Origin of the sequence: Pseudomonas sp. Y5-11 (assembly GCF_022368695.1) — a bacterium.
Classification (GTDB): Bacteria; Pseudomonadota; Gammaproteobacteria; order Pseudomonadales; family Pseudomonadaceae; genus Aquipseudomonas; species Aquipseudomonas parakoreensis.
This window is the reverse complement of sequence record NZ_CP058974.1, coordinates 3,500,631-3,519,569: the sequence shown is the minus strand read 5'-3', so window position 1 is coordinate 3,519,569 and position 18,939 is coordinate 3,500,631. Positions and strand designations below refer to the sequence as shown.

The window sequence follows — 18,939 nt, the reverse complement described above, 5'->3', positions numbered from 1 at the left end:
CCGAACGTTAGCCGGCACGCTCACAGAAACGACGCCGTGCTATGCTCCGACAGAGAAAACGAGGGGGTTCCAAATGACCAGATCAGCCACTCAGAGCGTCGCGACTGAAGTTCGCCTGCTTGCCAAAGCCCACAAGGTTACCGCCGATCGTGACAACCTCAGTTGCATGGCGGTGACCATCACGCGCCTGGCCGGTGATGTCGTGGAACTGGACGGTGTTGAGCAATTGCTCGTCAACCTGAAAAGAAAAGGCGTTTTGAGCAAAACAGAAATCATGGCCCTCCAAGGCCGCTACCTGCAGGAAAAAAGGCGTTGCAAAAAGCAACTCAGTGCATGAGTTTCGACCCCTTTGGCGATTTTGAGACTGAAGGTTATCTTCAGAACTCGCTCAAACTCAAAGATCCCATTGAAGTCAAAGAGTCCGAGCACCTCTCATTTGAAGCCAGTATCGACGACGCTCTCGCCTACCTCGCCAAGAAAAAGCCCATTGACTACAAGGCAGTCCTGAAAACACACGAAATACTTTTCGCAGGTTTTTACCCTTGGGCGGGGAAAGACAGGAATGAGCTAGTCCCCCATCTGGCAGTTTTCAAGGGATCGAAAGATGATCCTCATCACACGATATTTGAGCGTCCCGACTTGATCAAACGCTCCGTCGAATACGCCCTCGAACTCGCGGCAAACAAAAAGCGCTTCCGTGCTCGGCCCGGGGAAGTCATGGGTCAGTTGGCTTCTGCGCACCCTTTTCTGGACGGCAATGGACGCACGATCCTGCTCGTATACATGGAGCTGTGCTTTCGGACCAAATTCGCCATCAACTGGGCAATGACAAGCAAAGATGAATATCTGCGAGCCCTCAGTGACGAGATTCGAGATCCTTTCCAAGGTCATCTGGATCGTTACCTGACACCTTTCATCATTGACATCTCCAGCCGTGAAGAGTGGCCTGAAATGATTGGCGGCATAAAAGGACTGGATGGTCTGGATAAAGAGGGCATCACCTATGAAAGCCTGGATGATCCTGAGGTTCAGCGGCTCTATAAAACTTATAGAGCGCAGCCCATTGAGTGAGTGTCTGTTTTGAAGCGTCCCTTTTCCCTGCGAATTTTCATTACGTTTGAGTGATTCGACACGCCTGCAGCAGACTGAAACCGAAAAACAAAAGCCTGCTTTTCAGGGCAGGCTTTCACATTCACAACGCTGCAGTCACTTTTGCTGCGCGGTCAACGCCGAGTAACTGTTCATCAGGTTCCGGTAGTTCGGAATCCGCTGCGACAGCAGATTGCCCAGTCCTTCGATGTCGTTGCGCCAGTCGCGGTGCAGCTCACAGGCGACCGAGAACCAGTTCATCATTTGTGCGCCGGCCTGGGTCATGCGGTTCCAGGCGGCTTGCTGAACGGTGGTGTTGAACGTGCCGGAGGCGTCGGTGACGACGAATACGTCGAAGCCTTCGGCCAGTGCCGACAGGGTCGGGAATGCGACACAGACGTCGGTCACGACACCGGCAATGATGATCTGCTTGCGGCCGGTGGCCTTGATCGCCTTGACGAAGTCTTCGTTATCCCAGGCGTTGATCTGGCCTGGACGGGCGATGTATGGCGCGTCCGGGAACATTTCCTTCAGTTCCGGAACCAGCGGGCCGTTGGGGCCTTGTTCGAAACTGGTGGTGAGGATGGTAGGCAGGTTGAAGAATTTCGCCAGGTCGGCCAGCGCCAGCACGTTGTTCTTGAATTCGTTTGGCGAGAAATCCTGAACCAGAGAAATCAGACCGGTCTGGTGGTCGACCAGCAGGACTACGGCGTCGTCTTTGTTCAGGCGGTTGTAGGTTGCAGTGCTCATGTTTGATTCCCTTTTCTTGGTTGTGGTGGTTGGCGTTGCGTTGAACATGGGCACAGATTACTGACACCACCGAAACCGATAAATCGGCTGAAAAGCGTTTCACTGTCAACTCATAACGGACAATCCCATGACCCGGATCGGCCTTGTCTGCTTCCGTCTCAATTCACCTCGGGTAAAGGTTTGGCGATCATCAAACTGCACGGCGCCCGGTTGAGGACACTCTCGACCGTTGCGCCGATGAAGCCGTCGAGGCCCTGCTGGTAGGCGGTTCCGAGCACCAGCAGGTCGAACGCATTCTGGCGAGCGAACTGTTCGATCACCTTGTGCGGGATCCCGCTCATCTGGTGTCGGCGTCGAGCTTCGATTGTGTAACGCTCGGCCAGCGCATCAAATGCCTCTTGCTGGGTGTCGTTGATCGCCTCGCACAGGCTGTGATCCAGACTCAGGGTCGGCACGCTCATCGCCGCATCGCCCAGCACCGACCAGTTGCTGACGTTGAGCAGGTGCAACTCGGCGTCGCAAGCGCTTGCCAGCGTGGCGGCCAGATCGAGGATGCGGTCATTGAGGCCTCGGGTCAGAGCCTCCAGATGCGACAGATCGACGGCGGCGAGCATTTTCCGCGGCAAAGGATGACGGGCTTCGGTCACCAGATGCACCGGGGCCGGACAGTCGCGCAGCAACAGCCAGTCCAGCGGTCGATGGAATGCCCGATTCAGCGCCGGGACATGATGGGTATCCTTGATCACCAGATCGGCCCGATAGTCGTTGATGTACTCCAGCAGATGCGCCGGCGTGGCCCTGGCCCAGACCACTTCGCTGCTGACCTGCACGCCGCAGCGGGTGTGGAACCGGGCCTGTTGCTCCAGCCAGTGCCGGTGCACTTGCAAATAACCCTCGCGTGCCTGGGCCATCGCATCGTGATCAAACAGACCGGCCACTGCCAGCGCCTGCACATAATCGAACGCCACGATGTGCAGCGCCGCACCGGTTGCCTGGGCCAGAGCCATCGCGCGATCAAAGGCCGGGGTGCGAACCATTTCGGCAGGCGCGATCAACAGCATTCGCTTGAATCTGAGCATACGAACCTCATCCTGGCAGTGCGGTACTGGCCTGAGGGCCAGCCTGACATCCCTGTCGATCGAGTAGTGACCACTTGCCCGGCCAGTATCCGACGGTGCCTTGCGAGGGTTCTGATTTTTATCAAGCAATGGCGCAGCTGCGTTCCCCCGCAGTGCACTTTCGTCCGTTCGTCAGCTGGCGCAGGCGGTTGTTAAATGAAATCGATGTCCGTATGCGGGGCACCTATGCTTAACCCACCCCCAACCGCGTGAACCCTCCCATGTCCGAAAAACTTGCTCTGCCTGTGCACCACCTCAAAACAGCGTGCTCCAACTGCAGTGTGCTGGAGTTGTGTCTGCCGATCGGCATGAGCGGTGCAGAAGTCGAGCGCCTGGACACGCTGATCGTGCAACGGGTCAAGGTCAAAAAGGGGGCCGCGCTGTACCGCACGGGCGATCCGCTGCGCTCGTTGTATGCCGTGCGAATCGGCTCGTTCAAGACCAGCATGCTGTCGGTGGACGGCCGTGAACAGGTCACCGGTTTTCACATCCCCGGCGAGATGCTCGGGCTGGACGCCATCAGCGCCGACGAGCATGCCTGCAATGCCTTTGCCCTGGAGGACAGCGAGGTCTGTCCGATCCACTTTGCGCAGCTGGAAAAACTGGCGCAGAACCTGCCGTCACTGCAGCACAACCTCAATCGGTTGCTGAGCCGTGAAATCGTGCGCGACCACAGCATGTTGATGCTCATGGGCAACATGAACTCGGATGAGCGGCTGGCGGCGTTTCTGCTCAACCTGTCACAACGCTTGAGCCTGCGCGGTTACTCGGCGAAGGATTTCGTGCTGAAAATGCGCCGTGAGGAAATCGGCTCCTTTCTCGGGCTGCGTCTGGAAACCATCTGCCGGGGCATCGCTCACCTGCGGGATCAGGGGCTGGTGGAAATCAGCGGCCGCGACGTGCGAATCCAGAACATGGACGGCCTCAAGCAATTGGTTGCCGGCTGCCACCGCTCGCCGCACTGAGGCCGGCCCCGGCCGGTCAATCGCTAGGGGCCCGTTGCCTGACCGCCAGAATGCTGCCCGGCACCGAGTACAGTGCCCGCTCGGTGTTGCTGCCGATCAACCGGTCAACGCCGACCCGATGCACCGTGCCCATCACCACCACGTCAGCCAGGTACTGCTCGACAAATTCACTGATCACCGGCACCGGCAAGCCCATGGCGAAGTGCCGACGCTCCGGGGGTACGCCATGACGATCGGCCAGCGTCACAAAAGCCTGATGCAGCGATTCACGCAGTTCCTCGACAAAGTTGCCGCTCCAGCCACCGGTCACCAGCGGTGCGTCACCGTTGAATGCCGCCGACAAGTCATAGGCGTACAACAAGTGCAACGGCGCGTCACATTGCAAGGCCAGGGCGTTGGCCGTCTGGATGATGGTGTCGTTCAAACCGTTGATCTGCGTGGCCGGATCGAACGGATCCACCGCCGCGACCACTCGATGCGGTAATGCGTAGCGAATCTGATTGACCAGGTGCACCGGCACCGGGCATTCACGCAGCAAGTGACAATCGAGCGGCGTGATGAACACCCGTTTCAGCACTGGCTCCAGCGCCACATCCTTGATCAGCAGATCGGGCTTGAGTGCCTGCACGGTCCTGAGAATCTCCAGCAACGGGTGCGTGGTGAACACCACATCGACGGTGACCTTCAGGCCATGGCCGTTGAGCCGTTCTACTTCATCGGCGATCCAGCGGCGGTAGCGCCGCAAATAGCGCTGAGCGTCGACTTCGTCGATTCTTTCTTCCCACAGATGCGCAACCGGCACCGGCTCGACAAAGGCCCGTACGTCCAGCGCCGCCCCGCTCGCCTTGGCCAGCGCCATGGCGCGCAGCATGGCGGGTGACTGATGCAGGGTCTGGTCGGCGACCAGCAGCACACGTTGATATTGCCCCATCACACACCTCCGCTCGGCACCGGCGTTGCACGACCGGCAAGGTTCCAGCCTGCGCTCGCGGCCCACTGCCCGACGTTGATTTACATCAACCAACGGCCATTGAGTGACGCGTTCGCGTGTGTCTGATCCAGATCAGATGCTGGCCTCGGCGACGGCGTAAAACCATCAAAAACAACCGTTGCTCAACCCGTGTCAGCCTTTCAAACCGGATGGAGGATTACCCCATGCTTACAGTCAAAGACCACAACGATCGAGCCGTGGCGGCCTACGCCGCAGTCTCCGGGCAACACTGGATCGAGGCCGTCAAGGATGGGCGTCATGTGTTGATCCGTCCGCTGGCGGAAAAGGATCGCGAGCGTGAATACGCCTTCATCAAGCGCCTGTCGCCCGAGTCCCGGCACATGCGTTTTCTGGCGCAGATCAGCGAGCCCGGCCCGGCAATGCTCGACCAACTGATGGACACCGATAACCGGCAGCGCACGGCGTTCATCGCGCTGGTGCATGAAAACGGCCAACTGATCGAAATCGGCATCAGCCGGTATGCCGCCACCGGCGAGCATGAATGCGAATGTGCCGTCACCGTTGCCGATGAATGGCAACACCTGGGCCTGGGGACGCTGTTGATGGAGCATCTGATCAAGGCTGCACGCCAGAACGGCTTCCGCCAGATGTATTCGGTCGACGTTGCCAGCAACGAACCGATGCGCGAACTGGCGCGGGCGCTGAAGTTCGAAACTCACCACGATCCTGAAGACAGCCGTCAGGTCATACACCGTCTTCACCTGTAAAAAATCGCCCGGTGCCGAGTCTGCAAAACGACTCGGCACCGGGCGATTCTTCACGATTGCAAGGTATGTCCCGGTTTGATCGCCAGCACACTGCAAGGCGCCCGATGCAGGATCTGTTCGGCGGTGGTGCCCAACAACTTGTTCAAGCCGTGGTGCTGCACCGTGCCCAACACGATCACCTCAATGTGATGTTCGGCGGCAAACTCGCAAATGCTCGGCACCGGTGGCCCCTCGACAAAATGTCGGCAGGTCGGCGGCACACCGTGGCGTTCGGCCAGGGCGGCAAATGCCTCCTGTTGCGCACTGCCCAGTGACTCATAGATGCCGGTGGCCAGCGGCAAGGCGCCGTAGCCCATGTCCGTGGCATACACCGCCGCCCAGTCGTAGACATGCAGCAACTCAAGCCTGGCATCACACTGCTCGGCCAGGCGCACCGCAGCGTCGACAATCTGATCGTTGAACAGCAAGTCCTGATCTTCACTGCGCAGTACGTCAATGATCGCCAGCACACTGCGTGGCCTTGGATGCACGTCATCGGTGACCAGATGCACCGGCACCGGGCAATCGCGCAGCAGCTGCCAATCCAGCGGGGTATAAAACACCCGCTTCAACGCTGACTCCTGCTGCGCGTCCTTGATGATCAGCGATACCGGCATTTCGTTGACGAACTGCAGGACTTCTTCGTAAGGATGTTGCACCCAGACCACCTCACTGGTGACCTGGATGCCATGCCGTTCGAGCAATTTGCCCTGCTCGGCCAGCCACTGGCGATGCGTGCGCAAATAACCGTCCCGGGCCAGACGGATTTGTTCAGGGGCGAACAGGCCCGCCACCGCCAGCGCCTGCAGGTAATCGAAGGCGACGATGTGCAACGGTAACTGCATGGCGACGGCCAACGCGGCGGCACGCTCGAACGCCGGGGTGTGGCTCATGGTAGGGGGAGCAATCAACAACAAGCGTTGGGTCTGCGACATGGGGCACCTCGGCACGGCGGCCAACGGGATCGAGTGAACAGATCTCCAGATTGCCCGCTCCTGCTGCCGACGAGTTGATCTTGATCAGCTCTGCCTCAAACCCGCGTCGCCGGATTTCAGTGCCACAAAGTGCCGGCCCACATCGCCAGTGTCAGTAACACTTGCCCGGGGATGACAATCGCCGCGAAACGCCTGCCGCCGCTGACCCAGGCCACCACGCATTTGCTCAACGAGTTGCTGCTGATCGCGATCAGCGCCGGAGCGACAATCGCCTCCACCGGTAACAGACCGGCCTTGGCCAACCCGGCGATCGAGGCGGTTGACGCGTGCGCATCGGCGAACCCGCTGAAGGTGGCGGTGAGCATCACGCCCACCTGGCCGAATTGACTGAGCATGGCCGATGACACCAGGGTGATCGCAGTCATGGTCAACGCGACGATCAAGGCCAGTTTCAGGTTGAATGCACCGCCTGCCGGCAGCGTCTCTTCAGTTCCTCTGGCGGGTCGGGGAAACATCAGACAAGCACTGTAGATCAGCGCCGCCACGCTGCCGCAGACTAACGGCAGCCACATGGTGCGCAACAAGGCTGGATCGACGGTGGCGAGAATCAGCCCGGTCTGAACCATGGTCGCCAGATTGGACAGCAGCGCCGCCGCGCCGAGGATCCGCAGATTCGCCGGCTCCCGGGCGAGCCGATGGCCCATTGTCGCAATGGTCACGGTGCTGGAAGCGAAGCCGGAGGCGATGGCGCTGAGGACGTAGCCGTAACGAATGCCCAGCGTACGAACGGCAATGTGCCCGCCGGCGCCCACCAGCATCAGCAACACCGTCAAGGTGCAAATAGTGCGCAGATTGAGCGCGGCATACGGCCCGATGTAGCGATCCGGCGTCAACGGCAACACCACCAGCGCGGTTATCAGCAAGATCAGGCCATCGCGCATTTCGGTTTCGCTCAACTGCGTGATCGCGAAGTCATGCAGCTTTTCCCGATACGTCAGCAAACCCGCCACCACCACGCCTATCGCCACCGCCAGTTCGGGAGAGCGTGTGCACAACGCGCCTAATATGAGCACAATGAGCAGCGCCACTTCGCTGGTCACGCCGGGGTCGTCATCGCGCCCGCGCCAATAGGCGACGGTGATCAGCAAGGTCAAACCGATAGCGACAATCCCCACCAACAGCGCCGCCCCCACCACCATCGCGGCGTAGCCCAGCAACGCGCTGATCGCGAAAGTACGCAAACCAGCGCTGCCTCGACGCTCACCCGTGCCCTTGTGCCGTTCGCGCTCAAGACCGATGAGCATGCCGATGCCCAAGGCAGCCGCCGCCCCCGTCAAGCCCAGGGATTCATTCATCGTCGATTTGCCCTGCCTTACCCCTGCGCGGATCGAATTCAGCCCGCAACAGCCTTCACGGTTCTGACCGGCGCGGGTGGGGTAAATGTTTGACGCTCAGTTGCGTGTGGCCAGGGATGCGGCGCGTCGATACGGGCCTGGAGCCGGCAGACAAAAGCCTGCGCCTCCTGCAACTGATTGAAGTACACGCGACAATCATCCAGCGACACCACCCAGCCATGCGGCGCCGCCGTTGCACTGATATCAATGTTCATCGAAAAGCCTCCGTCGAATCGGAAAAGGCCCTTGTTCAAGGGGTAATCGCCACCTTCATGACCCCGTCGCGCTGATGCGCAAACAGCTCATACGCCGCCTCGATGTCATCGAGTTTGAAGCGATGGGTCACCAGCGGCGACAGATCCACCGCGCCGCTTTGCACCACCGCCATCAAGCGGCGCATGCGTTCCTTGCCACCGGGGCACAGGGTCGAGACGATGCTGTAATCGCCCAGCCCGGCGGCAAAGGCATTGAGCGGAATGTGCAGGTCGCTGGAGTACACTCCCAGGCTCGACAAGCGACCACCGGGACGCAGCACCCGCAAGGCCGATTCGAACGTACCTTGGGTGCCCAGCGCTTCGATGGACACGTCGACGCCACGGCCATCGGTCAACGCCATGATCTGCTCGACCACGTCGCCGTCCTTGAAGTTGACCACATGGGTCGCGCCCAGTCGGCGGGCGACGCTCATGCGTTCGGGCACGGCATCGACGCCGATGATCGTGGTGGCGCCCTTGAGGCGCGCCCCCGCTACCGCACACAGGCCGATCGGCCCGAGGGCAAAGACCGCGACGCTGTCGCCGATGTTGATCTCCCCGCGTTCCGCCCCGGAAAAACCGGTGGACATGATGTCCGGGCACATCAGCACTTGTTCGTCGCTGAGGCCGTCGGGGATCGGGCACAGATTGGCCAGGGCGTCCGGCACCAGCACGTATTCGGCCTGGCAGCCGTCAATGGTGTTGCCGAACTTCCAGCCGCCAATCGCCTTGAAGCCGTGGCGGGTGTCCGGGCCGTCCTGCGAGCCGCAACCGCACAGGCAGGCGTAACTTTGGCCGCTGGGCGTGATAGCTCCGGCGATCACCCGTTGACCCTCGACGAAACCACGCACCTGCGAACCCAGCCGCTCGATGACGCCCACCGGCTCATGACCGATGGTCAGCCCTTTGGCCACCGGGTATTCGCCGCGCAGGATATGCACGTCGGTGCCGCAAATAGTCGTGGTGGTGACGCGCACCAGCGCATCCAGCGGCCCAACTTGCGGAATCGGCTTGTCGTCGAGCACGATGCGGTTCTTTTCGACGAAGATCGCTGCTTTCATCATGGTCATGATCAAATCCTCTGAGCGGGTCGCAGCTTGAGATGTCTTCAAGACTGCGCCGTCGTCACAGCGCCAACGTTGATAATGGTCAAACAAACTGCGGATCAGCCCACCGCTGTCGCGAGCACGCCCGCTCCCACCCGGGACCTCGGACAGCCTCCCCCTACCGTGCGTCCGATGAACCGTGTGGGTGAATCATCCCGTTGACAAATATCAATCCCGCCCGCCACGCCCGGGCCACGATGGACTCAAGGCTCACGGCCCGAACACAACGCCGCCCTTTCGCGTCGTGTGTGCGATCAACCACGGGAGATTTGTCATGTCTGAACAATCGCGTTTCATGCTGGTGGTTTCGCCCCTGATGAAAAACAGCCCGGCTTTCGAGCGCGCCGCCGCGCTGGCCAAGGCCTCCGACGCGGCGTTGCACATCGTTGCGTTCGATTATCTGGAAGGCCTGGCGACCGCCGGACTGGTCAACGAACAAGCGCTGGAACAGATGCGCCTGGGCTACATCGAACGCCATCATCAATGGCTCGAGGACCAGGCCCGGCCATTGCGTAAACTCGGGGTGCACGTCACCACCGAGGTGGTCTGGGTCGAAAGGCCGCTGCAGGAAATCCTCATTCACCTGCGCGAACAACCGATGACGGCGCTGATCAAGGCACTGGAGCACGAATCACTGCTGTCGCGCCTGATGTTCACCCCGCTGGATGTGCACCTGCTGCGCGAATGCCCGGTGCCGCTGCATTTCGTCAGCCATGTGCAACACGCCCTGCCACGGCGGATTGTCGCGGCGGTCGACCCGTTCCATCGCGATGGTCAGTACCAAGGTCTGAACGACCGGATTCTGTACGAGGCCGATAAACTGGCGACGCTGTGTAATGCGCAGCTCGACGTGATTTACGCCCATGACCTGACCTCGCTCAGCGCCGCCGAATTCGGTTTCGATCACGCCTCCGCGTTCTTTTCCTCCAGTGCCGCCAAGGCGCTGTTCGATGCCCAGGGCGAAGCGTTCCGTGAGCTGGCCGAACGCAACGATATTCCGGCAGAAAACCAGCACATGATCCTGGGCGACCCGGCCAAGGTACTGGCCAGCTACGCCGATGCTTATGACATCGACATGATCGTCATGGGCCGCATCGCCCACCGGGGTGTGGGCCGTCTGATCGGCAGCACCGTCGAACACCTGCTGTACAAGATGCCATGCAGCGTGTGGGTGGTGGCGCCGGAAAAAATCGAGTGAAGTTATAAGCTGATAACGCCTTCATTAAACCGTCTTTCAAACGTTGTACTAGGATAGGATCCACATCCTGACATTGCGTCGACCAGGGAACACGCTCGACGCAGGTCAGGAATGGGACTGTTTCACCTGCAACTCATGGATGATGTTTATGAACTCACACCTGTTTCCCCATATCGGCAAAGTCATTGCGAGCACCGGTAGCCGGCACTTTCCGCGAATGCTGCATGACCTGATCCAGACGCAACTGGCGGTGGACGCCACGCACATTCGGCAAATGCGCGTTGAGCCGGTGGGCCGCCCCGCCCATCGCAATCCGCCGGAAACCGGCAAAGACCCGGCCCAGCAGGCTGAAACGGTATTCTGCGAACACATTGCCGCACGCTCGAGCGCGCCAATAGACCCGCCCGCCTCCGCCAGCGCCGACGCCGACGCCGACGCCGACGCCTCACAATTGCACCTGACCCGACGCAAGGACGGCTATCGCTACGTGATTTCGGTGTATCGCAATGACCAGTCGCAACGGTTCTCGGCCCAGGAACAGAGTTTGTTGCAGGACATCTCTCCGGTGCTGTTGCCGATGGTGGAAAAACACATTCACGCCCTGCAACCCTTGCAAACCGGCACTGAAGAGCCGTCGCCCGGCACTGACGGCGCGCAACCGGGCCTGGACAACCTGCGACTGCGCTTCAACGAACGTTTGCAGCAACTGGGCCTGAGCCTGTCCAATCGCGAAACCGAGGTGTGCATTGGCCTGCTCGCCGGGCGTACCGCGCCGGAGCTGGCCGAGCAATTGCAGTTGAAGGTCAACACGGTGGAAAGCTATCTCAAGCGCGCCGCGATCAAGCTGGGAATCAGCGGCCGGCATTCGTTGATGCGCTGGATGTACTCGCCGGAGGACACGTCCACCGCCACCAGCGCGGCCTGAGTCCGCCACTGAAGAAAAAAACCGCCGCCCTCCCCGGGTGGCGGTTTTTTTACATGATTGACCAAGAACATGCTGCTGGGGCTGTACGGCGTCGCCATGATGTGCGCGGGCGCGAGGTAGTGGTCCAGGGCGCGTTCGGCGGCTTCGTGGAGTTTTCTGGAGTTGAGGGATTCGTACGGCGATACCGGGTCTGTAATCGGCGGATTGGGTGGGGTTTCGGACATCAGCTGGAACTCCGATCGAGGCATTTTGAATGAATGATGANAGTGGTCCAGGGCGCGTTCGGCGGCTTCGTGGAGTTTTCTGGAGTTGAGGGATTCGTACGGCGATACCGGGTCTGTAATCGGCGGATTGGGTGGGGTTTCGGACATCAGCTGGAACTCCGATCGAGGCATTTTGAATGAATGATGACCTGTAGGAGCTGCCGCAGGCTGCGATCTTTTGATCTTGTTTTTAAAAGCAAGATTAAAAGATCGCAGCCTGCGGCAGCTCCTACAGAGGACCGGGCAGTTAGTTCGGCACGCGGCGGCCGTCCAGCACTCGGTTGACCATCAGTTCACTGAGCATGATCACCTGATGCAGCATCAGCATGGCCCGGCGCTGTGGGTGGTCGATGACGTCGCCAATATCGCGGGCCATGTCGCTGGCGGCGGCTAACGATTCGCAGGCTTCGACGAGCAAGGTTTCCTCGTCCACGGTGGGGTCGATGAGGAAGATTCTGTTGGATTTGCTTGAGGGTGTTGAAGGGATCGAGATCTTCAGGGCGCCGGGGTTGAGGTAGAAGTTGATGGCGCGGTCGGTGGCCGCTTTTATCTTCTGCGGGTCGAGGGCTGGGTCGTACGGGATTGAGGTGTCTGGGGGGTTGGGTGTGGCTTTGAACATGGATGTACTCCTATTGCAGTTATTCAGGAGCCATCACTCTCGCTACCAAACGAGGGGTGGTGGCCATACGCGGGTTGGTAGACCGGCTGCAATAGGAACCCGGCGCTCACGAGTGAGCCCCACGCATGACCACCATAAAACCGAGCCCCGCAAAGGGACTGCATAGGTGTTGCCATACAGCTATTACAGACGGGCTACCAAACCCGATCACTGATTTTCAGTGACCGGGAAACGATATAGCCCGCCCATAGCCGTGTAAGCCGGCGGATTCTGGCGTACGCGTAGGTAACGGCGCAAGGCGTTGTAGCCGGTATGGCGTTACGGTTCGTGTACTTTAAACGTGGTTGCGGGGTTATGTTTATGTGCGGCGTTTGCTCTGTTGTTTTGATTTTGTCTGGCAGGACGCTTTCGCGAGCAGGCTCGCTCCCACAGTTGGAATGAGTGCATTCAGTTGGGAGGTTGGTCGGCTTGTAGGCCGTCATCGCTGGCAAGCCAGCTCCCACAGTTGGATTGAGGGCATTCAGTTGAGAGGTTGGTCGGCTTGTGGGCCGTCATCGCTGGCAAGCCAGCCACAGTTGGATTGAGGGCGAAAAACAGGGACGGGTTCGTGACCCGTCCCTTTCGATTTGTGCGCTTCAGGCACGAGCCCGGCCAATCAGCTTCGGCAATCAGTCCCGTGCCAACGCTTCGATCGGGTCCAGGCGCGATGCATTACGCGCGGGGACGAAGCCGAAGACGATGCCGATCAGCGTCGAGCAAATCACCGCCGTCAACACCGAGGCCATGGAGAACACCATTTCCCATTCCTTGATGAACAGCGAAAACAGGTGGCCGATGGCGTACGACAGGGAAATGCCGATGGCCCCGCCGAGCAGGCAGACCATCGCCGCCTCCACCAGAAACTGCTGACGAATGTCCGACTGCCGTGCGCCGACCGCCATGCGAATGCCAATCTCGCGGGTACGCTCGGTGACCGACACCAGCATGATGTTCATCACCCCGATGCCGCCGACCACCAGCGAAATCACCGCGATCAGCGACAGCAGCAAGGCCAGCGAGCGGCTGGTTTTCTGTACGGTCTGCATCACGCTGTCGAGGTTGTTGGTGTAAAAATCCTTGATGCCGTGGCGTTGCAGCAGCAATTGGGTGACATGATTTTCCACCACTTTGCTCGATTGGCCGTCCTTGATCCGTACGCTGATGCTGTCGAGGAAGCGTTGGCCCAGGATCCGGCCGGCGGCGGTTTCGTAGGGCACCCAGACGTTGAGGGTCTTGCCCGAGGCAAACAGGTTTTTGTTCTCGGCTGCCACGCCGATCACCGTGCACGGCAGGTTGCCGATCAGAATCACCTGCCCCAGCGGATCGACGCCCTCACCGAACAACCGATGCCGGGTGTTGTAGTCGATCACCACCACCTGCGCCTGGCGCCGCGCATCGCTTTCGCTGAAGGTAATGCCCGCCTCCAGTTTGATCCCGCGCACCTGGAAGTACTGGTCGCTGACGCCGTTGATCTGCGCGTCGAGGTCGATGTTGCGGTAACGCAGGAGCATGCTGCGGCCGACCACCGGGGTGGCGCTGTCGACGTAATACAGCTGATTCAGCGCGGTAACGTCGGCCGGCACCAGCGTCTCGATCGATGCGGCGCGCTTGTCACCGAAACTGCTGCCGGAATAGATGTCGATGGTGTTGCTGCCAATCGCCGAGATGTCCTTGAGCACGTAGTTTTTCGCGCCCTCGCCGATCGCCGAAATCGACACCACCGAGGTGATGCCGATGACGATCCCGAGCATGGTCAGCAAGGTGCGCATGCGGTGTGAAATCAGCGCCACCCAGGCCATGTTGAAGGCTTCCTTGAACAGCCCGAGGCTGGCGACCAGGCGGCGGGTCGCCGGTGGTTTGGCCGGCACCTGCTCTTCGTCCGACAGTTGCCCGGTGTCGCGCTGGTTGCGCCGGTCGCTGAGGATTTCGCCGTCGCTGACTTCGATGATGCGCTCGGCATTGGCCGCGACTTTCGGGTCGTGGGTCACCAGAATCACCGTGTGCCCGGCTGCGTGCAGCTCCAGCAGAATGCGCATCACCTCCTTGCCACTGGCGGTGTCGAGCGCGCCGGTGGGTTCGTCGGCAAGGATCACTTCACCGCCATTCATCAAGGCCCGGGCGATACTCACCCGCTGCTGCTGACCGCCGGAGAGCTGACTCGGGCGATGCGTCAGGTGCCCGTCGAGGCCCAGCCGCGCCAGCAACTCACGGGCGCGGGCGTGGCGTTGCGGTGCCGGGATGCCGGCGTAGATGGCCGGCATCTCGACGTTGTGCATCGCGCTCAGGTGCGGCAGCAAGTGATAGCGCTGGAAGATGAAACCGAAGTAATCGCGGCGCAGCTCAGCCAGCGCCTGATCGTCGAGGTCGCGGGTCTCCTGACCGTTGATCCTGTAGCTGCCGGCGGTGGCGTAATCGAGGCAGCCGAGGATGTTCATCAGGGTTGATTTGCCGGACCCGGATGCGCCGATGATCGCCACCATTTCTCCGGCGTTGATCGTCAGGTTGATGTTCTTCAGCGCGAGAAACTCGCGGTCGCCGGCAGTGAAACTGCGGGTGATGCCGGTCAGTTGCAGTAACGGCTGCGTCATGCTCAAGCCCCCGCCACGGCGGGCAGTGGATCGCCGATCACTACCCGCTCGCCTTCATTCAGGCCCTGATTGATCTGCACTTTGACGTTGTTGTTGATCCCGGTCTGCACGTTGCGCGACTGCGCCTGGCCCTTGGCGTCCAGCACCCGCACCGGAAAGCTGCCATCGGCGTTGCGTGGGCCGAGCGCGGCCACCGGCACCGTCAACACCGATTGCGCGGTATCAAGGACGATACGCACCTGCGCGGTCATCGAGATACGCAAGCGATGGTCGGGATTGGGCACCTCGAACAGCGCGTTGTAAAACACCGCGGTGTTTTGTTTCGGGGTGCCGGCCGGCGGCGTTTCGAGGAAGTTCTGCGGCGCCGGTTCAGTACCGCGCAGCTTGCCGTAATAGCGTTTGTCCTCACCGAGAATGGTGAAGTACACCTGCTGTCCCGGCGCGATATGGATCACGTCCGCTTCCGAGACCTGCGCCTTGATGGTCATGGTGTCCAGATCCGCCAGTTTCAGCAGGATCGGCGCCAACTGGTTAGCGATCACGGTCTGGCCTTCCTGGGTGACGATGCCGACCACGTCGCCATCGATGGGTGCGACGATCCGCGTATACGCGAGGTTGACCTTGGCGGTGTCGATCTGGATGTGCGCACTCTTGATCTGCGCGTCCAGCGACAACAGATTGGCCTGCTGCACCTCGTAGTCCGATTGCGCGGTTTCGAAATCCTGACGCGAGATCGAGGCGTCTTCCTGCAGGTTCTGATAGCGCTGGTATATCGCTTTGGTCTGCTTGAGCTGCGCCTGCGTTGCGCGCTTCTGCGCCTGCAGGTTCTCCTCATCGACCTGCGCCTGACGCAGGGTGTTCTGCAGCACCAACGGATCGATTTCCGCCAGCCACTGGCCCTTCTTCACCTTGTCGCCGACCTTGACCTTGAGCGACTTCAACTGCCCCGACACTTGCGCGCCGACATCTACTTGCTTGACGCCTTCCAGCAAACCGGTGGCGAGCACGGTGTTTTCGATGTCCGTGCGTTCGACCGGCGCTGTCTGGTATTTCGGCGCTTCGGCGGGGGCCTGCACCGTGTACAGCACCAACCCGGCCACCGCCGCCAACGCCAACCCCATACCGACTTTGCGCAACTTCGACTTTTCCATAAATAACCACAAGTCCGTTCAGGGATGGACCCGGCCAGCGGCCGGGTCTTGATAGAAAAACCACACTCAGGACAGCGCTTCGCCGACCGCCAGCGCCAGACCGTCATGCCACCACGCGGCGAAACTGAAGACGTTGGGCGCCTTGAGAATCGTGAAGTGGTTGCCCGGCCCGTACCACACCGCCAGATCACTGACCTGCCGCTGCCAGCCTTCGAGCATCGCCGCCTGTTCGCGCTGATTGCCCCACTCGTCCAGCGTCGGGTCATCGACCAGCACCAGCCGCACCGGCCCGCTGTAGGCCAGACGCGGCTGATAGACCGTGCGCAAGGCGCTGGCGAACGTGCGGACCGGGCCGTGCATCGCGTCCGGTGCCGCGCGCTCCGACAGCACCCCGGCGCGCACCATGCCGGCGTGCAGCAGACGCAACTGCGTGGTGTCGTCGGCGTTGGCGAAGGTCGCCGGATCGATGCCCAGCGACTTGCCACAGGACAACTGCAAGGTGTCGATCAGCCGTTGCAGCACCGCAGTCGCGGTGTACGGCTTGCCCGCCGTGCCGTCAGCGCCCGGCGCCTCGCTGTCGATCAAGGTCAACGACGCCACCTCGCGCCCGGCCGCCTGCAACTGCGCCGCCATGGCATGCGCCACCCAACCGCCGAACGAATGACCGATCAGGTGCAGCGGCCCTTGCGGATGGATCTGCTCGATGGCTTGCAGGTAGAACGCGGCAGCGGCTTCGACCGCGCTGTGCGGCACACTGACGCCGTCCAGCCCGCGCGGTTGCAGGCCGATGATCGGCCACTCCGGGCCGATCGCCTCGGTCAGGTGAATGAACCCGGTGACACTGTCACCCGCCCCCGGCACGCAGAAAATCGGCGCATGCCCGGCGTACCCGGTCTGGATCGTCAACAGCGGTTGATACGGCGCCGGCTGCGGCGTCACCAGGGTTTCCAGCGCTTCGGTAATGGCCTGACCGAGTGCCTGAATGTGCGGAGGCTTCATCATGGTCCGGTGATCGCCGGGGATGTCGATGCAACGCAGCAAGCCGATATCGAAGCGCTCTTCCCAGCCGCGCGTCGGGCTCGGCAATGACTGGCCGTCCATCCGCTCCTGAGCACGGAACAAGTGGATCGGCTGGCTCGCCGGGCTGACCCGGTAATGTGCCAGCGCCAGGCGATGCGCGGCTTCGCGATCAAAGTAATGCCAGGCGTCCGCCGCGCTGACCGTCGCCAGTTCCGGATCGGTCAGTTGCTGCGCCTGACAGCGCTGGAACAGCTCGGGGAAATCCAGTTGTTCGACTTGCGCTTCCAGCGTTTGCACCGCCGCCAGCGCTGCCTCGCTTTCAGCACCGAGCATCAGCGAACGGCCACGGCAATGGCCGAGTAACTGGCGCTTGTCCAGGCCCTCGCCGCTCCACATCGTTTTGTCCTGGGCGAGCGGATTTGGCGCATAGCTGTCGAGCATGCCGATAAACTCCACCGGTTCATCGAGGCCAAGCAATTGCTGGGCGACCTCATGCGCCAGCACCCCGCCGAACGACCAACCCGCCAGACGATACGGCCCATGTGGCTGCACCGAACGGATGATCCCGACCATGCGCTGCGCCATGCACTCCAGCGTGCGCAATGGCGCTTGCCCCAGCGGCACGCCGGGCAGGCCGTAAATCGGGAACTCGCCACCGATGTGCTGGGCCAGCGTCGGGAAATACACGTCCCTGCCGCTGAATTCGTGCAACAGGAACAGCGGCGTACCGTGTTCCCCGGCGCGCACCACGACCAGCCCTTCAGGCTGACTGAGTGCCTCGCCCTGACTGAGCAGCGCGGCGGCAGACTCGATACTCGGATGCTGGAACAGCTCGGCCAGCGACAGTGGCAGCCCGGCCCGTTGCAGCAGATTGACCAGCTTCACCGCCAGCAACGAATGCCCACCCAGTTCAAAGAAGTTGTCGTGCCGTCCGACCTGTTCGACGCCAAGCACCTCGCCCCAGATCCGCGCCAGCGCGGTTTCGACTTCACCCTGGGGTGCCACGTATGGGCGATTGATGACGGCATCGGCCCCCGGCTCCGGCAAGGCNTCAAAGAAGTTGTCGTGCCGTCCGACCTGTTCGACGCCAAGCACCTCGCCCCAGATCCGCGCCAGCGCGGTTTCGACTTCACCCTGGGGTGCCACGTATGGGCGATTGATGACGGCATCGGCCCCCGGCTCCGGCAAGGCCTTGCGGTCGATCTTGTCGTTCGGTGTCAGCGGCAAAGCGTCGAGCACTACGAACGCACCGGGCACCATGTACTCGGGCAAACTTTCCAGCACATGCGCGCGCAAGGTTTCCAGTGACGGCGCGTCGATGCCGGCGCGCAGGGTGTACCAGGCCACCAGACGTTCATCACGCACCATCACCACCGCCTCGCGAATCGCCGGATGTTCGATCAATCGCGCCTCGATTTCTCCCGGCTCCAGACGCAAACCACGCAGCTTGATCTGGAAGTCGTTGCGACCAAGGAATTCCAGTTCCCCATGATTGTTGTAGCGCGCCAGATCCCCGGTGCGATACAGCCGATCCCCCGGCACAAACGGGCTGTCGATAAAACGCTCGGCCTGCATCTCTGGCAAACCGTGATAACCCCGCGCCACGCCGACGCCGCCGATGTGCAACTCGCCGCTGACGCCTTGCGGTACCGGTTGACCGTAAGCATCGAGCACGTACAGGCGGGTGTTGCTCAAGGCTGTGCCGATTGGCACCACGTTGTCCGGCACCGGCATGTCCGGTTCCAGCGTCCAGCCCGTGCTGTCCAC

17 protein-coding genes are annotated in these 18,939 nt (G+C 61.1%); 6 read left to right on the top strand and 11 right to left on the bottom strand.

The genetic code is table 11. The features are described from left to right. Positions 1 to 73: 73 nt before the first annotated feature. Complete coding sequence (locus HXW87_RS15525) at positions 74 to 337, top strand: hypothetical protein (protein WP_041074997.1); 264 nt, start codon at positions 74 to 76, stop codon at positions 335 to 337. After that, positions 334 to 1,071 carry a Fic family protein gene (locus HXW87_RS15520; protein ID WP_239776508.1) on the top strand — a complete coding sequence of 246 codons (738 nt, stop codon included), beginning with the start codon at positions 334 to 336 and terminating at the stop codon, positions 1,069 to 1,071. The genes HXW87_RS15525 and HXW87_RS15520 overlap by 4 nt, the downstream gene beginning before the upstream one ends. Before the next feature lie 135 nt (positions 1,072 to 1,206). Here HXW87_RS15520 and ycaC read toward each other — a convergent pair whose 3' ends face one another. Both ycaC and HXW87_RS15510 read right to left on the bottom strand, forming a co-directional pair. Further along, complete coding sequence (gene ycaC / locus HXW87_RS15515; RefSeq protein WP_041074995.1) at positions 1,207 to 1,839, bottom strand: isochorismate family cysteine hydrolase YcaC; 633 nt, start codon at positions 1,837 to 1,839, stop codon at positions 1,207 to 1,209. A gap of 158 nt (positions 1,840 to 1,997) precedes the next feature. Further along, positions 1,998 to 2,918 carry a universal stress protein gene (locus HXW87_RS15510; RefSeq protein WP_239776507.1) on the bottom strand — a complete coding sequence of 307 codons (921 nt, stop codon included), beginning with the start codon at positions 2,916 to 2,918 and terminating at the stop codon, positions 1,998 to 2,000. A 260-nt stretch (positions 2,919 to 3,178) separates the two neighbouring features. Here HXW87_RS15510 and fnr point away from each other — a divergent pair, with 260 nt between their 5' ends. After that, on the top strand, positions 3,179 to 3,922 hold the full coding sequence (gene fnr / locus HXW87_RS15505; protein ID WP_182404381.1) for a fumarate/nitrate reduction transcriptional regulator Fnr: 744 nt from the start codon (positions 3,179 to 3,181) through the stop codon (positions 3,920 to 3,922). 16 nt (positions 3,923 to 3,938) lie between these two features. Here fnr and HXW87_RS15500 read toward each other — a convergent pair whose 3' ends face one another. Further along, the gene (locus HXW87_RS15500; RefSeq protein WP_239776506.1) at positions 3,939 to 4,853 is read right to left on the bottom strand and encodes a universal stress protein; all 915 of its coding nucleotides are present in this window, start codon (positions 4,851 to 4,853) and stop codon (positions 3,939 to 3,941) included. Between the two features lie 224 nt (positions 4,854 to 5,077). On the opposite strand from HXW87_RS15500, the gene HXW87_RS15495 reads away from it, so the two are divergent. Further along, on the top strand, positions 5,078 to 5,641 hold the full coding sequence (locus HXW87_RS15495) for a GNAT family N-acetyltransferase (RefSeq protein ID WP_041074987.1): 564 nt from the start codon (positions 5,078 to 5,080) through the stop codon (positions 5,639 to 5,641). A 50-nt stretch (positions 5,642 to 5,691) separates the two neighbouring features. Here the strand turns inward: HXW87_RS15495 and HXW87_RS15490 are convergent, their stop codons facing one another. The 4 genes from HXW87_RS15490 to HXW87_RS15475 all read right to left on the bottom strand — a co-directional run bounded on the left by HXW87_RS15490 (position 5,692) and on the right by HXW87_RS15475 (position 9,333). After that, positions 5,692 to 6,615, bottom strand: a complete 924-nt coding sequence (locus HXW87_RS15490) for a universal stress protein (protein WP_182404380.1) — start codon at positions 6,613 to 6,615, stop codon at positions 5,692 to 5,694. 116 nt (positions 6,616 to 6,731) lie between these two features. Continuing rightward, positions 6,732 to 7,970, bottom strand: a complete 1,239-nt coding sequence (locus tag HXW87_RS15485) for a DUF4010 domain-containing protein (RefSeq protein WP_239776505.1) — start codon at positions 7,968 to 7,970, stop codon at positions 6,732 to 6,734. A gap of 38 nt (positions 7,971 to 8,008) precedes the next feature. After that, complete coding sequence (locus HXW87_RS15480; RefSeq protein WP_239776504.1) at positions 8,009 to 8,224, bottom strand: hypothetical protein; 216 nt, start codon at positions 8,222 to 8,224, stop codon at positions 8,009 to 8,011. A 35-nt stretch (positions 8,225 to 8,259) separates the two neighbouring features. Beyond that, the gene (locus tag HXW87_RS15475; RefSeq protein WP_095668999.1) at positions 8,260 to 9,333 is read right to left on the bottom strand and encodes an NAD(P)-dependent alcohol dehydrogenase; all 1,074 of its coding nucleotides are present in this window, start codon (positions 9,331 to 9,333) and stop codon (positions 8,260 to 8,262) included. A 310-nt stretch (positions 9,334 to 9,643) separates the two neighbouring features. On the opposite strand from HXW87_RS15475, the gene HXW87_RS15470 reads away from it, so the two are divergent. Both HXW87_RS15470 and HXW87_RS15465 read left to right on the top strand, forming a co-directional pair. Beyond that, a complete protein-coding gene (locus tag HXW87_RS15470) occupies positions 9,644 to 10,567 on the top strand; it encodes a universal stress protein (RefSeq protein ID WP_047293754.1) in 924 nt (307 codons plus the stop codon). A 148-nt stretch (positions 10,568 to 10,715) separates the two neighbouring features. Continuing rightward, positions 10,716 to 11,492: a helix-turn-helix transcriptional regulator gene (locus HXW87_RS15465; RefSeq protein ID WP_239776503.1), complete on the top strand. Its 777-nt coding sequence runs from the start codon at positions 10,716 to 10,718 to the stop codon at positions 11,490 to 11,492. A gap of 510 nt (positions 11,493 to 12,002) precedes the next feature. Here HXW87_RS15465 and HXW87_RS15460 read toward each other — a convergent pair. The 4 genes from HXW87_RS15460 to HXW87_RS15445 all read right to left on the bottom strand — a co-directional run. Continuing rightward, entirely contained in the window at positions 12,003 to 12,374 is a 372-nt protein-coding gene (locus HXW87_RS15460) for a hypothetical protein (RefSeq protein ID WP_086792787.1), read from the bottom strand. 668 nt (positions 12,375 to 13,042) lie between these two features. Further along, on the bottom strand, positions 13,043 to 15,001 hold the full coding sequence (locus tag HXW87_RS15455; RefSeq protein ID WP_239776502.1) for a MacB family efflux pump subunit: 1,959 nt from the start codon (positions 14,999 to 15,001) through the stop codon (positions 13,043 to 13,045). A 2-nt stretch (positions 15,002 to 15,003) separates the two neighbouring features. After that, positions 15,004 to 16,152 carry a macrolide transporter subunit MacA gene (macA, locus tag HXW87_RS15450; protein ID WP_239776501.1) on the bottom strand — a complete coding sequence of 383 codons (1,149 nt, stop codon included), beginning with the start codon at positions 16,150 to 16,152 and terminating at the stop codon, positions 15,004 to 15,006. A gap of 66 nt (positions 16,153 to 16,218) precedes the next feature. Continuing rightward, a partial coding sequence (locus HXW87_RS15445) for a non-ribosomal peptide synthetase (protein ID WP_239776500.1) occupies positions 16,219 to 18,939 on the bottom strand: 2,721 nt, incomplete at its 5' end.

What these genes read in the sequence shown, in the direction of transcription:
- macA (WP_239776501.1), bottom strand. Translation starts at nt 16,152, where the DNA reads ATGGAAAAGTCGAAGTTGCGCAAAGTCGGTATGGGGTTGGCGTTGGCG.
- HXW87_RS15490 (WP_182404380.1), bottom strand. Translation starts at nt 6,615, where the DNA reads ATGTCGCAGACCCAACGCTTGTTGTTGATTGCTCCCCCTACCATGAGC.
- HXW87_RS15480 (WP_239776504.1), bottom strand. Translation starts at nt 8,224, where the DNA reads ATGAACATTGATATCAGTGCAACGGCGGCGCCGCATGGCTGGGTGGTG.
- fnr (WP_182404381.1), top strand. Translation starts at nt 3,179, where the DNA reads ATGTCCGAAAAACTTGCTCTGCCTGTGCACCACCTCAAAACAGCGTGC.
- HXW87_RS15525 (WP_041074997.1), top strand. Translation starts at nt 74, where the DNA reads ATGACCAGATCAGCCACTCAGAGCGTCGCGACTGAAGTTCGCCTGCTT.
- HXW87_RS15475 (WP_095668999.1), bottom strand. Translation starts at nt 9,333, where the DNA reads ATGACCATGATGAAAGCAGCGATCTTCGTCGAAAAGAACCGCATCGTG.
- HXW87_RS15520 (WP_239776508.1), top strand. Translation starts at nt 334, where the DNA reads ATGAGTTTCGACCCCTTTGGCGATTTTGAGACTGAAGGTTATCTTCAG.
- HXW87_RS15495 (WP_041074987.1), top strand. Translation starts at nt 5,078, where the DNA reads ATGCTTACAGTCAAAGACCACAACGATCGAGCCGTGGCGGCCTACGCC.
- HXW87_RS15470 (WP_047293754.1), top strand. Translation starts at nt 9,644, where the DNA reads ATGTCTGAACAATCGCGTTTCATGCTGGTGGTTTCGCCCCTGATGAAA.
- ycaC (WP_041074995.1), bottom strand. Translation starts at nt 1,839, where the DNA reads ATGAGCACTGCAACCTACAACCGCCTGAACAAAGACGACGCCGTAGTC.
- HXW87_RS15465 (WP_239776503.1), top strand. Translation starts at nt 10,716, where the DNA reads ATGAACTCACACCTGTTTCCCCATATCGGCAAAGTCATTGCGAGCACC.
- HXW87_RS15500 (WP_239776506.1), bottom strand. Translation starts at nt 4,853, where the DNA reads ATGGGGCAATATCAACGTGTGCTGCTGGTCGCCGACCAGACCCTGCAT.
- HXW87_RS15485 (WP_239776505.1), bottom strand. Translation starts at nt 7,970, where the DNA reads ATGAATGAATCCCTGGGCTTGACGGGGGCGGCGGCTGCCTTGGGCATC.
- HXW87_RS15460 (WP_086792787.1), bottom strand. Translation starts at nt 12,374, where the DNA reads ATGTTCAAAGCCACACCCAACCCCCCAGACACCTCAATCCCGTACGAC.
- HXW87_RS15510 (WP_239776507.1), bottom strand. Translation starts at nt 2,918, where the DNA reads ATGCTCAGATTCAAGCGAATGCTGTTGATCGCGCCTGCCGAAATGGTT.
- HXW87_RS15455 (WP_239776502.1), bottom strand. Translation starts at nt 15,001, where the DNA reads ATGACGCAGCCGTTACTGCAACTGACCGGCATCACCCGCAGTTTCACT.